The sequence below is a fragment of the Janthinobacterium sp. BJB304 genome (genome assembly GCF_002735765.1).
Classification (GTDB): domain Bacteria; phylum Pseudomonadota; class Gammaproteobacteria; order Burkholderiales; family Burkholderiaceae_D; genus Janthinobacterium.
In genome coordinates this window covers 62,437-75,122 of record NZ_PDZN01000018.1, presented here as the reverse complement: position 1 = coordinate 75,122, position 12,686 = coordinate 62,437, and the positions used below count along the sequence as shown (strand labels likewise).

At 66.4% G+C, this 12,686-nt stretch carries 9 protein-coding genes; 5 read left to right on the top strand and 4 right to left on the bottom strand.

Translation table 11 applies throughout. From position 1 onward, the window contains the following. Nucleotides 1-5 precede the first annotated feature (5 nt). Nucleotides 6-2,522 (top strand): ATP-binding protein, encoded by a 2,517-nt coding sequence (locus CSQ95_RS20620; protein WP_099410849.1) that lies wholly within the window; start codon nt 6-8, stop codon nt 2,520-2,522. Nucleotides 2,523-2,699: 177 nt separating this feature from the next. Here CSQ95_RS20620 and CSQ95_RS20615 read toward each other — a convergent pair whose 3' ends face one another. Further along, nucleotides 2,700-3,314: a bifunctional 2-polyprenyl-6-hydroxyphenol methylase/3-demethylubiquinol 3-O-methyltransferase UbiG gene (locus tag CSQ95_RS20615; protein ID WP_099410896.1), complete on the bottom strand. Its 615-nt coding sequence runs from the start codon at nt 3,312-3,314 to the stop codon at nt 2,700-2,702. A 166-nt stretch (nt 3,315-3,480) separates the two neighbouring features. Between CSQ95_RS20615 and CSQ95_RS20610 the strand changes: the two genes are divergently transcribed. From CSQ95_RS20610 to CSQ95_RS20600, 3 genes are all read left to right on the top strand, one after another. Continuing rightward, nucleotides 3,481-3,999 carry a sigma-70 family RNA polymerase sigma factor gene (locus CSQ95_RS20610; protein ID WP_257218124.1) on the top strand — a complete coding sequence of 173 codons (519 nt, stop codon included), beginning with the start codon at nt 3,481-3,483 and terminating at the stop codon, nt 3,997-3,999. Beyond that, nucleotides 3,996-4,970, top strand: a complete 975-nt coding sequence (locus CSQ95_RS20605) for a FecR domain-containing protein (protein WP_099410847.1) — start codon at nt 3,996-3,998, stop codon at nt 4,968-4,970. Before CSQ95_RS20610 ends, CSQ95_RS20605 begins: the two co-directional genes overlap by 4 nt. A 95-nt stretch (nt 4,971-5,065) precedes the next feature. Next, on the top strand, nt 5,066-7,459 hold the full coding sequence (locus CSQ95_RS20600) for a TonB-dependent receptor (RefSeq protein WP_099410846.1): 2,394 nt from the start codon (nt 5,066-5,068) through the stop codon (nt 7,457-7,459). 51 nt (nt 7,460-7,510) lie between these two features. Here CSQ95_RS20600 and CSQ95_RS20595 read toward each other — a convergent pair whose 3' ends face one another. From CSQ95_RS20595 to CSQ95_RS20585, 3 genes are read right to left on the bottom strand one after another with little or no spacing between them, the layout of a single operon-like run. After that, nucleotides 7,511-9,925, bottom strand: coding sequence for a TonB-dependent receptor (locus CSQ95_RS20595; protein ID WP_257218123.1), 2,415 nt, complete (start codon nt 9,923-9,925; stop codon nt 7,511-7,513). A 51-nt stretch (nt 9,926-9,976) separates the two neighbouring features. After that, on the bottom strand, nt 9,977-10,942 hold the full coding sequence (locus CSQ95_RS20590; protein ID WP_099410845.1) for a FecR domain-containing protein: 966 nt from the start codon (nt 10,940-10,942) through the stop codon (nt 9,977-9,979). Between the two features lies 1 nt (nt 10,943). Beyond that, nucleotides 10,944-11,456, bottom strand: coding sequence for a sigma-70 family RNA polymerase sigma factor (locus tag CSQ95_RS20585; protein ID WP_086139509.1), 513 nt, complete (start codon nt 11,454-11,456; stop codon nt 10,944-10,946). Between the two features lie 187 nt (nt 11,457-11,643). Between CSQ95_RS20585 and CSQ95_RS20580 the strand changes: the two genes are divergently transcribed. After that, the gene (locus CSQ95_RS20580) at nt 11,644-12,630 is read left to right on the top strand and encodes a magnesium and cobalt transport protein CorA (protein WP_099410844.1); all 987 of its coding nucleotides are present in this window, start codon (nt 11,644-11,646) and stop codon (nt 12,628-12,630) included. Nucleotides 12,631-12,686: the final 56 nt, after the last annotated feature.

The following is a 12,686-nucleotide window of genomic DNA, read 5'->3' as shown; positions in this document are numbered from 1 at the left end:
CCACCGTGAAAATCGTCACGCGCTTCAAGCTGGCAGAACTGTTTTGCGTGCTGCTGGTGGCCGTCATCGTCGCCGTGCTGTTCTCCACCAGCATGGCGATGCAGCGCGAACTGGCGAAGAACAAGGCGGCGGCCGATATCCTGCAAGCCGTCACGTCGCTGCGCTACCTGTCGATCGAATATGCGCTGCACCATGGCGCGCGCACGCGGGCACAGTGGCAGCTGCGCAGCGAGTCGCTGTCCACCGGCTTGCTGGCCACGCCGGCCTTCGGCGCCGGCGAGGAGCGCGCGCTGCTGCGGGAATTGCGGCGCGACCTGGCAAGCGTGGACGGCCTGTTCGAGCTGTTTGTCGCGAATCACCGCGAGCTGGGTCAGGACCCGCAGCGGCGCGAGGTGCTGGGCGAGCTGGAGTCGCGCCTGTCCGGCCAGATCATGGGCAAGGTGCAGGGCATGATCGCCGATGCGATGCGGCTGTCCGCATTGAGCCGGCAAGGCGTGCTGGACGCCCAGCAGCGGGCCAACGTGGCCGTGATACTGTTCGGCGGCATGATCATCGCGCTGGTGGCCGGTTTGATCTATTTCACCATGACCAGCGTCACGGGGCCGCTGGAGAAGCTGCGCCAGGGCACCCTGATCGTCGGCGCAGGCAAGCTCGATTTCTCGCTCGGCGTGCATACCAGGAATGAAATCGGCGACCTGGCACGCGCCTTCGACGGCATGACGGAAAAGCTGCGCCGCACCACCGTCTCGCGCGACGAACTGGCGCAGGCGAATGCGGCCCTGGAAACGCAGATACAGGAACGCCAGCTGGCCGAGCGCAAGGTGCATGAACAGCTTGAGCGCCTGAACCTGCTGCAGCAGATCACGCGCTCGATCGGCGAGCGGCAGGATTTGCGCAGCATTTTCCAGGTGGTGGTGCGCAGCCTGGAAGAGCAGCTGCCCATCGATTTCAGCTGCATCTGCCTCTATGAACCGTCCGAACACGCGCTGCAGGTGACGTGCGTGGGCGTGCGCAGCGAGGCGCTGGCGCTATCGTTCATGATGGGCGAACACGCGCACATTCCCATCGACGAGAATGGCCTGTCGAGCTGCGTGCGCGGCAAGCTCGTGTATGAAGCCGACATCGCCGACGTGGCGTTCCCGTTTCCGCAGCGCCTGGCGCAAGGGGGGCTGCGCGCCCTCGTCATGGCCCCGCTGCTGGCCGAAAACACGGTCTTCGGGATACTCATCGTGGCGCGCCGCGCCGCGCACAGCTTTACCAGCGGCGAGTGCGAATTCCTCAGCCAGCTGAGCGAACACGTGGCGCTGGCCGCCAACCAGGCGCAGCTCTACGGCGCGCTGCAGCGCGCGTATGACGATTTGCGCCAGACGCAGCAGTCGGTAATGCAGCAGGAGCGCCTGCGCGCGCTGGGGCAGATGGCCAGCGGCATCGCGCACGATATCAATAACGCCATTTCCCCCGTGGCCTTGTACACGGAATCGCTGCTGGAGACGGAAACCAATCTCAGTCCGCAGGGCCGGCATTGCCTGGAAGTGATCGAACGCGCCATTGACGACGTGGCCGCCACCGTGGCGCGCATGCGCGAATTCTACCGCCAGCGCGAACCGCAACTGGCGCTCTCGCCCATCGACGCGAACCTGGTGGTGCAGCAGGTGCTGGACCTGACGCGCGCGCGCTGGAGCGACATGCCGCAGCAGCGCGGCATCGTCATCGCCCTGCACACGGAGCTGGCGCACGGCCTGCCCATGCTGCCCGGCAGCGCGGGCGAGCTGCGCGAAGCGCTGACGAACCTGGTCTTCAACGCCGTCGACGCCATGCCGGAAGGCGGCACCCTGAGCGTGCGCACCAGCTGCGTCGGCGTAGCGGGCGAGGCGGCGCGGCAGGTGCGCATCGAAGTGGGCGACACGGGCATCGGCATGGACGACAATACGCGCCGCCGCTGCCTGGAACCGTTTTTTACCACCAAGGGCGAGCGTGGCACGGGTCTGGGCCTGGCCATGGTGTACGGCATGATGGAGCGCCATGGCGCCAGCATCGACATCGTCACGGCGCCGGGGCAGGGCACGGCGGTGCGCCTGGTTTTCCCCGCCTGCGCCGCGGACGAGGGGCAGCAAGCGCCCGACATGGCCTACCTTGTGCCACCGCGCCTGCGCATCCTCGTAGTGGACGACGACCCGATGGTGCTCAAGTCCCTGCGCGACATCCTGGAAATCGATGGCCACGACGTGGTGTCGGCCGATGGGGGCCAGGCCGGCATCGATAGCTTCCTGGCCGCGCGCGACAGGCACGAGGATTTTGCCGTGGTCATCACGGACCTGGGCATGCCTCACGTGGACGGGCGCAAGGTGGCCAGCGCCGTGCGCCGCTGTTCGCCGGCCACGCCCATCATCATGCTCACGGGCTGGGGCCAGCGCCTGGCGGCCGACAGCGATTATCCCGACCACGTCAACTGCGTGCTGGGCAAGCCGCCCCGGCTGAAGGAATTGCGGCGTGCCCTGAATGCGGTCATGTCGACGGTTTAGAGCCTATCCCAGTAGGGAGCGTCTTCTGCTGGCAGTTCATCCGGAGTGCGGACAAGGCGTGAGGAGCACGCGTGGCGAGCCACGCGACGACGATCAACGCAGTCCCCGCTTCCGAGGGGCGCCAGCAGGGGATGTATTCATCTACTGGGATAGGCTCTTAGCCTGCTGCGGCCTCCGTCACCGCTCGAAGACCAGCCAGGCCCAGCTGACTCCCGCCTGGCGATTCTGCTGCTGAACGGACGGCGCCTGCGCACTCAGAACGACTGCGAGATGGTGGCGTGCCGCAAGGTCTATCGTTTCACTGGCAGAGACGTCAAAGATGCGCCGGTTCTCCGGGGCGGGGCCATGCCTGAGCGACATGACGAGCAGCGCGCCGGGCTTGAGCAACTGGCTGATGTTTTCCATCGCCGCGCTTCTTTCTTCCGCTGCAAGATGCATCCAGACGGCAGTGAGGAAAACCAGGTCGAACCTGGTTTCGCGCGCCGTCATCACTGACAGCGCGGGCAGGCTGTCGTCCACCCACTCGATATCGGGCGAGGCATGCGCCTGCATGCCCGCTTCCCGGAACGCGGCGACGGGCTCCACTGCCACCACCTTGTGCCCCAGGCTCGCCAGCCACGCCGAATCGGAGCCTGTGCCGGCACCGATGTCGAGCACGGCGCCTGCCCGGCGTGGCAGCAGGTGGCTGACCACTTTGTATTTATCAGCGGCGATCACGCCGGCATACCGGGTGATCAGCTGTCCGGCATTGTCGGCATATCCTTCGGTGCCCGGGACTGGGGATGCATGCATGCGATGGCGAGTGTCCAATGGGATGGAGGTCAAATCAACACCCTGCGCGCGGCGCGTGCGATCGGTGGTGTTGCCTGCGTAGGACAACTTTAGCAAAATTGCGCGACATCTTCCAGTCCCTGCCATATAATGAGAATCATTATCATTTATGTCGCCGGATCCGCTCTTGTCTGCCTTTTCTTTTCCCCCGAATGACGCCGCCTTGGCCGCCAGCCTCTTTACGGGCCACCAGGGCTGGCTGCTGCAGCGCTTGCTGTTGCGCTTGCGTAATCGGGCGGAAGCCGAGGATGTGGTGTCGGAAACCTTTGTGCGCGTGCTGCATGCGGGAAGATTGTCCGCCATCCGCGAGCCGCGCGCCTACCTGACGACGGTAGCGAAAAGCATCTTGCTGCAGCAGTGGCGGCGGCGCGATATCGAGCAGGCGTATCTGGAGACCCTGGCGCTGCTGCCCGATGCCGTCCAGCCGTCGCCGGAGGAACGCGCCGTGCTGCTCGAAGCGCTGGGACGCCTGTCGCGCGCGCTCGATACCCTGTCCGCCAAGGCCCGCAGCGCTTTTCTGATGAGTCAGCTCGACGGCTTGACGTATGCGCAGATCTCCGTTGAACTGGGCGTGTCGGCCAGCATGGTGCGCCAGTACATGGCGCAGGGCTTGCGCTGCTGCCTGGCGGTGGCGGACGCGGCATGAGCGTTGCTTCGACCATCCAGGATGCCGCCATCGGCTGGCTGGTCGAACTCAGTTCGGGCGAAGCGGACGAAGGACAGCGCCAGGCCTTCGCCCGCTGGCTGGCCGCCGATGCGCGCCATGCGGCCGCTTGGCGTACGCTGGGGCAGGCTGTCGAGCACAGCGTCGGCCCGCTGCAGGCGGCGGGCGGGGCGGCGGCCGTCGGGCACACCCTGGCGCGCGCCGCGCGGCACGATGACCAGCGGCGCCAATGGCTGCAGGGCGTCCTGTGCCTGGCGGGCGCGGCGTTCGGCGGCGCCTGGCTGCTGCGCGGCAGCCCCTTCTTGCCGGACTGGAGCGCGGACCTGCATACGGCCACGGCCCGGCGGGGCCGCTACACGCTGGCCGATGGCAGCGTGCTGACCCTCGACGCCCGCTCCTCGGCCGATACGGATGTCCGTCATGAACACCGGCAAGTCGCCTTGCGCCAGGGCCAGTTGCTGGCGCGCGTGGCGCCTGGCGCCAACGCGCCGTTCGTGCTGCGCAGCGCGCATGGCACGGTGACGGCGCGGGGCGGCGAGCTGATGCTGCGGCGCGAAGCGCGCGGCACCGTGGCGCTGGCCGTGCGGGGCGATCTCGACGTGCGTCCGGCCGGCAAAGGCCTGGCGCGCGTGCTGCGCCAGGGCCAGGCGGCGCGGTTTGACGAGGATCGATTGACCCTGCTGCCCGGCATGGCGGCTGGGCAGGCGACGGCGTGGGAGCAGGGCATGCTGGTGGCTGTCGATGAGCGGCTGGGCGACGTGGTGGCCGCCTTGCGCCCGTACCGCTACGGCTACATCGACATCACGGCGCAGGCGGCGGCGCTGCGCGTGTCCGGCAATTATTCGCTCGACGACAGCGGCGCCACCCTGCTGGCCCTGGCCGAAACCCTGCCCCTGACCTTGCGCCAGGGCCCTGGCGGCTGGTGGACGGGACTCGACCTGAAGACAAGCTGAGATATTTTTTGCGCCGGCACTGTCACTTTCGGCGCGCCGCGACTCATACCTGGTGTAGCCCCACTTTTCCTTCACCATCAAGATAGAGTCCCAGCATGCCACCATTGTTGATGCGCCAGATTCCCCTGGCTGTAATGTTACTTTCCTGCGCCGCGCCCACCGTCCTGGCGCAGACGCCACCGGCCCACGTCACGTCGGCCACCATGCGCTACGATGTGCCGGCCCAGCCCCTCAATGCCAGTCTGATCGCCATTGCCAGCCGTGGCGGCGTGCGCATTTCCATCGATGCGGACCTGGCGCGCGGCGTCAGCAGTGCGGCCGTGCACGGCGATTTCACGGCGGAGCAAGCCTTGCGCCGCGCCTTGCAGGGCACGCGGCTGGCCTTGCTGAAGACGGACAGCGGCGTGTATACCGTGCAAAGCGCCGTGCAAAGCGCCGCGCAAGCCGCGCCGCAGGCCGCCGCCCAGCTTGAGGCGACCATGCCGGAAGTGGTCATCACCACCAATTACCTGGGCCAGGTGACGGAGGACACGGGTTCCTACACGACGGGCGCCGTCAGCACGGCGAACCGCCTGGTGCTGTCGCCGCGCGAGACGCCGCACGCGGTCAGCGTGGTGACGCGCCAGCAGATGGATGATTTCGGCCTGGTGCAGCTGAGCGAGGTGCTTAATCACACGCCGGGCGTGTATGTGCAGCACATCGACAGCGAGCGCACGATTTATTATGCGCGCGGCTTTTCGCTCGACAATTTCAGCTACGACGGCTTGCCATGGACGCGCGACGCCTCGCTGAACCTGGGCGAATCGCTGGCCAATATGGATCTGTACGACCGGGTCGAGGTGCTGAAGGGCGCGAATGCGCTGATGAGCGGTGCCGGCACGCCGGGCGCCACCGTCAATCTGATCCGCAAGAAACCCACGCGCGAATTGCGCGCGCTGGCCGACCTGTCGGCCGGATCGTGGAGCAATTACCGCGCCATGGCGGACGTGGGCGGTCCCCTGAACGCCAGCGGCAGCGTGCGCGCGCGCGCCGTCGCGTCCTACCAGGACAAGCACTCGTTCGTCGACCGCTACCAGCGCCGCTCCGAACTGGCGTACGGCACGCTGGAGGCCGACCTGTCGCCGCGCACCTTGCTGACCGTGGGCGCCGACTACCAGCACACGGTGCCGCGCAATAGCGATTGGGGCGGCGCACCGCTGTTCGACGCGGACGGCAAGCGTTTCACCATGCACCGCTCGTTCAACGGCGCGCCCACCTGGAGCACGCAGCAGACGGAGGCCAAATCCGTCTTCGCTTCGCTCGAGCACACCTTCGACAATGGCTGGCTGGCCAATTTGCGCCTGATCCACCAGGCCAACGCCCTGTATGCGCCCGTCGCCTACCTTGACGGTTTTCCGAAGGCGGACGGCAGCGGCACGGCCGTCACGGCGCGCCAGTACAACAGCGACGCCACCAGCAATGGCCTGGACGTGTACGCCAAGGGCCCGTTTTCCCTGCTGGGCCGCACGCATGAACTGGTGGTGGGCGCGAACGCCTACCGCAAGCAGTCGGACGACGTCTTCAGTCCGTATACCTTCATCAAGGTCGACAATATCTATACTTACCGTGGCGTCGTGCCGGAACCACAGTGGGAGCTGGACACGGCCCGCGAAGTCATCCGCCAGAAGGCCGTGTACGCGACGGGCCGCTTTTCGCTGCCGCAAGGCGTGCACGTGATTCTGGGCGGCCGCCTGTCGTCCTACGTCAACCCCACGGCCGACATCGACGAGTCGTCCATCTTCACGCCGTATGCGGGCCTGACGTGGGACTTCGCGCCGAATTTGACGGCGTTTGCCAGCTATAGCGATATCTTCAGTCCGCAAAACAGCCGCGACGTCGACAACAGGACCCTGGACCCCGTGCTGGGCACGAATATCGAGGCGGGCGTAAAGGGCGTGTTCCTCAACGGCCGCCTGAACGCCAGCGCGGTCGCCTTCGAGGTGCGGCAGGACAACTTCGCCGAGTCCGTCGACGCGGTCAACAAGGTGACGGGCATGGACGCCTACCGCGCCATCGACGGCGTGCGTTCGCGCGGCGTGGAACTGGAAGTGTCGGGCCAGCTGATGCCGGGCTGGCAGCTGCAGGCCGGCTACACGCACAAGGTGGCGCGCGATGCGGGCGGCAAGGTCAATACCCTGGCGCCCGAAGACCAGCTGAGCCTGTACAGCACCTGGCAGCCGATGCCGCGCCTGACCGTGGGCGGCGGCGCCCGCTGGCAATCGCGCACCTGGCAGCAGACCCGGGCCGTGCGTGGCGGCTTGACCACTGTGCACCAGGGCTCGTATGCCGTGTTCGACGCCATGGTGCGCTACCAGCTCTCCGGCCGGCTTGCCCTGTCGTTCAACCTCAACAACCTGACCGACCGCGCTTACTACGGCATCAGCACGGGCCGCAGAGTCAGTTACGGCGATCCGCGCAATGCCATGCTGAGCCTGAATTACAGCTATTGACGTGATTGATGTAGAGCAAGCCGGGCGCATGCCGCCCGGCTTGTGCTCGTACTAAAAACGGTACGTCAACGTCCCCCGCACACTGCGCGGCGCGCCATACGTGCCTTGCGCATAGGTGTTGATGTTGATGTATTTCTTGTCGAGCACGTTTTCCACGTTCAGCTGGGCCGTCAGCTGGCGTGACAGCTGGTACGTGGCCATCAGGCTGACCGTGCTGTAGGCTTGCTGCGTGACGCGCTCCTTGCCGTTCGGGCCCGCATCGTCAAAGTAGAACTTGCTTTGCCAGTTGACGCCGCCGCCCACGGTGAGGCCGGGCTGGACTTTCCAGGTGGTGAACAATCGCGCCGTCGAGCGGGGCGACAGGGTGTTGATATCCTGCTGCTCGCGGTCCTTGGCGCGGAAGTGGCTGGCGCTGGCCGTCACGTTCCAGCCTGGCGCCAGGCGGCCCGACAATTCCCCCTCGATGCCGCGGCTGGTGGCGCCGCGCGCTGCGGAATACGCTTGCGTGGTGGTGCCGGGGACCCGGTGTGCGCCGTCGGGCTGGGCCAGCTTGTCCTGTTTGATCTCGAAGAGGCCGATGGAGCCGTTGGCCTGGCCGCCGTCAAATTCCCCCTTCACGCCCACTTCCATGCTCTGGCCCGTCAGCGGGTCCAGCCAGGCGCCCGCGCGGTCCTGGTTTTCCTGCGGGCGGAAGATGTCCGTGTAGCTGGCATACATCGAATACGTGTCGTTCAGGTCGACCACCAGGCCCGCGTAGGGCACGAACTTGCTTTTGGCGAAGGCGAAGCGGGCGCTGCCGTCAAAGCCGGTACGGTCCTTGTCCCAGCGGCTCAGGCGTCCGCCGACGATCAGTCTGGTGCTGTCGGCCAGGTTCAGGCGCGCCGCGCCGTAGGCACCATATTGCCTGGTCGTGTATTTCTCCGACAGCACGGGCTCGCCCCAGGCCGGCTGCGGGTAGCTGCCATCCCAGGCGAGGAAATTGCCGATCGGTTCGGGATCGAGCGCTTCCTTGACGCTGAATTCGGCGTGCTGCACCGTGTAATTGGCGCCCACGATGACTTCATGTTCGCGTCCGCCCAGGGTAAATGGGCCGGACAGTTTCAGGTCGGCGCTGCTCTGGTCGCGCGAGCCGATGTAGCGGTTCGGGTAGCCGAGCATGCCCAGGCCCGTGATGCGGTCGGGCCGCTCGGCCAGGAAGAGCAGCGGCGTGTCTTCCGTGTGCTTGCTGTACATGGCTTGCGCCTGCGCCTTCCAGCCCTGGCCCAGCGCGTGTTCCAAGGTGGCGTGCACGTTGGTCTGCTCGGTGGCCCAGGCGGCCCAGCGGGGCGCCGTGGTGACGGAACGGTCGAAATCGGTGCGCGAACCGTCGCTGTACCACAGGGGGAAGCCGCCCCAGTTGCTGCCTTTCGGGTCGTTCTTCTGGTAGCTGGCGCCCACCATGACGACGGTGCCGGGCGCCAGGTCCGCCTCGGCGGTGGCGTAGACGAGCTGGCGCTGGTTCGAATAGCCATTGGTAAACGACTTGCGGTCTTGCCAGGCGCCAGCGATCCTGCCGCGCACGGAGCCGTCTGCGTTCAGCGGCGCGGCCAGGTCGACGGTGCCCCGGTAATCGCTCCAGGAGCCGGCCGCCAGCGACCATTGCCCCTCGAACTGTCTGGCGCTGGCCCGCTTGCGCACCAGATTGATCGAGGCGGACGGGTAGCCGGCGCCCGTCAGCAAGCCCGTGGCGCCGCGCGTCACTTCGACCCTGTCGTAGATCAGCGAGTCCATTTCCGATTCGCCGCCCGAATACTGCACCTTATACGTGGTGGGCACGCCGTCGTACTGGAAATTGTCGACGTCGAAACCGCGCGCGGAAAAGGTGCTGCGCTCCGTGTCGAACTGGTTGACGGCGATGCCGGGCGTATTGCGCAGCACGTCGCGCACCGTCAGCAAGTCCTGGTCATCCATGCGCTGGCGCGTGATGACGCTGACCGATTGCGGCGTCTCGCGCAAGGACAGCACCAGTCCGGTGGCGCTGGCCGTGGCCGGCGTCGTGTACGAATGCGTCCCTTCCGTGCTGGTGCTGCGCTCGGCCGTGGCGCGCACGGCGATGCCGGGCAGGGTGGTTGCCTCGCTGGCGGACGGCAGCCTGCGCACGGCGTAGTGGCCGCCGCCCTGGTCGACCGCAATCAGGCCGCTGTCGCCGAGCAGGCGGGCAAAGCCGTCGGACACCTGGTAATTGCCGCTCAAGCCCCGGCTGTTCAAGCCCGCGTACAGGCTGGCGGCGCCGGAAATGCTGACGCCCGCCTCGGCCGCAAAGGCGGACAGGGCGGTACTGAGGGGGCCGGCTGCCACCTGGTAGTGGCGCGCGGGCGCTTCCTGATGCTGGGCGAATGCGGGCGGCGTCAGGGCCAGGCTGCCCAACAGGGCCAGGGTCATGCTGGTGTTGCGGTAGTGCTTCATTGCTTGTTTCCCTTCGTTCATGTGTTGGTCCTGTGTGGATTGACGGGGCACATGCGCGAAAGGGACATTTTTTTAAAATATTGATGCGGGTTCGATGGAAATCCACCAGCGGCTGTGGCGTTGCACACGGATGGGTAGCGAGGCTTGCAATAGTGATAATAATTTATCCGTATCATGCAATTGGTACACGCCCGACACGCGCAGCCGCGCCACGGCCGGGTCGCAGCGCACCACGCCGTGGCGGTAGCGGCTCAGCTGCGCCAGCACGTCGGCCAGCGGCGTGTCGTCTGCGTACAGCAATCCTTTGGTCCACGCGGACGCATGCGGCGCCAGCGGCTGCGGCGCGCTGGCCGCCGCTTCGTCGAAACTGGCTTGCCAGCCCGCCTGCACGATGACGGGCAAGCCTTTCGCGGGCCGCACTTCGACGGCGCCCTGGGAAACGGCCACCTGGGTGCGCGCGCCGAACAGGCTGTCTTCCTGGCGCACCGTGAAGCGCGTGCCGAGGGCACGGATGCTGCCGTTGCTGGTGCGCACGATGAACGGACGCTGGAGCGGATCGGGGTGGGTCGCCACGTGCAGTTCGCCGGCGCGCAGCTGGACCAGGCGCAGCGCGTCGCTGAAAGCGAGGTCGGCGGCGCTGGCCGTGTTCAGGCTCAGGGCGCTGCCGTCGGGCAAGGCAAGATGGCGGATTTCGCCCGTTGCCGTGCGCAGGTCCGCCGTCCATGCCTGCCATGGCGGCACTTTCAGCATGGACCAGCCCGCCGGCCCGGCGGCGATCAGCAGGGCCAGGGTTTTCAGGGCGGCGCGGCGCGGCGCGCCGGCCGGGCGGTCGAGCACAGGCATGGCCAGCGGCGGTGGCAGCATGCCGAAGGTGCGGCACACCTGCTCGGCCCGTTGCCAGGCCGTTTCATGGTCGGGGTGGGCGGCGCGCCAGCGGGCCAGTGCCTGCCGCGCATCAGCGTCCAGTTCGCCGCCTTGCAGACGCATCATCCAGTGCGCCGCCACGCGCGCGGCGCGCGCATCGAGGGTTGCGCCCATGTCAGGCCAGCAGCAGGATGCATTGCTCGAACGCCTGCACCATATAGCGCTTGACGGTGCGCTCGCTGATGTTCAGGCGCGCGGCGATGTCCGCATACGCCAGGCCTTCCAGCTGCGACAGTAAAAAGGCCGTGCGCACCTTCGCGCCCAGGCCGTCGAGCATGGCATCGATCTGGTGCAGCGTTTCCAGGATCAGCAAACGCTCCTCCGCCGATGGCGCGGCGGGCGCGGGCAGCTGCGCCAGGGTGGCCAGCCAGGCTTGCTCCAGCGACTGGCGGCGGTAGTGGTCGATCAGCAGGCGCCGCGCCACGGTGGTCAGGTAGGCGCGCGGTTCGCGCAGAGTGGCGGCAGGTTCGCCAGGCGTGGCCAGCAGCTTGACGAACGTATCCTGCGCCAGGTCGGCCGCATGATCGGTGCAGGACAATTTGCCGCGCAGCCAGCGCAGCAGCCAGGGATGGTGCTGGCCATACAGTAGTGCGACAGGATCGGCGGCAGGGGATACGGCATACGTCACGGCACACTCCAGTTGGCGCGGAAGTCCCGTGCCGCTGGCGCATGCAGGCCCTTCTTAAATGCGAATGGTTCTCATTTTACATTGACGCGCCCGAATGTCAATGCGCTGGCTCAGTGGGCATGGCCATCATGGCATTTCCGCTATACTGGCCCCCCAATAATATTGCCGCCACCAGCCGAAAATCACCATGGACCTCAGTACCCACGCCGCCGTCGTCAATTGCGAAGCGTATCGCGACGGCAGGAAGATCGCCCACTTCGACATCGACAAGGTGGGCGACTTTCTTTGCGACCCCGATTGTTTCGTCTGGATCGGCATGGCCAGCCCCGACGTCACGGCCATGCAGGCGCTGCAATCGGCCTTTGGATTGCACGAACTGGCCGTCGAGGATGCGCAGGGCGCGCATGAGCGGCCCAAGCTGGAAGAGTACGGCGACACGCTGTTCATGGTGATGCACACGGCCACCCTGGACGGCGACGCCATCGTCTACGGCGAAACCCACGTCTTTCTCGGCCCCCGCTTCATCATCACGGTGCGCCACGGCCCCTCGGCCGGCTACGCGAAGCTGCGCGAGCGCAAGGAAAGCGTGCCCGAGAAGCTGGCCAGCGGCCCCGGCTACGTGCTGTATTCCATCATCGATTTCATCGTCGACCAGTACCAGCCGTGCATCGACCATTTGCAGGCCCGTTTCCAGCACTATGAATTGCAGCTGTTCAAGCCCAGCCTGAGCGAAGACAAGCTGCAGGATTTCTACCAGCTCAAGACGGAGCTGCTCAAGCTCGATGCGGCCGTCAATCCCCTGCACGACATCTGCACCCAGCTGATCCGTTTCCATGGCGACATCGTGCCCAAGGAAAACCGCATCTATTACCGCGACATCCTCGACCACGTCAAACGGGTCACGCACACGGCGGGGCAGATGCGCGAGCTGGTCAATTCGGCCATGCAGGTGGCGCTGGGGCAAATTTCGATCCGCCAGAACGAGGTGGTCAAGCGCCTGGCCGCCTGGGCCGCCATCCTGGCCGTGCCCACCATGGTCTTCAGCCTGTACGGCATGAACTTCGAATTCATGCCGGAACTGAAGTGGCGCGGCAGCTATCCGGCCGTGATCGTCGTCATCATCGCCGGCTGCTACTGGCTGCACCGGCGCCTGAAGCGCGAAGGGTGGCTGTAGCGGCAGAAGGCCGGCATGCAAATATTGGAGAGTTTTGCCGCGCAATCAGCTGCTAC

Coding starts and splice junctions, on each gene's coding strand:
- CSQ95_RS20615 (WP_099410896.1), bottom strand. CDS start 3,314: ATGCATGCATCCCCAGTCCCGGGCACCGAAGGATATGCCGACAATGCC.
- CSQ95_RS20605 (WP_099410847.1), top strand. CDS start 3,996: ATGAGCGTTGCTTCGACCATCCAGGATGCCGCCATCGGCTGGCTGGTC.
- CSQ95_RS20600 (WP_099410846.1), top strand. CDS start 5,066: ATGCCACCATTGTTGATGCGCCAGATTCCCCTGGCTGTAATGTTACTT.
- CSQ95_RS20595 (WP_257218123.1), bottom strand. CDS start 9,925: ATGAACGAAGGGAAACAAGCAATGAAGCACTACCGCAACACCAGCATG.
- CSQ95_RS20590 (WP_099410845.1), bottom strand. CDS start 10,942: ATGGGCGCAACCCTCGATGCGCGCGCCGCGCGCGTGGCGGCGCACTGG.
- CSQ95_RS20580 (WP_099410844.1), top strand. CDS start 11,644: ATGGACCTCAGTACCCACGCCGCCGTCGTCAATTGCGAAGCGTATCGC.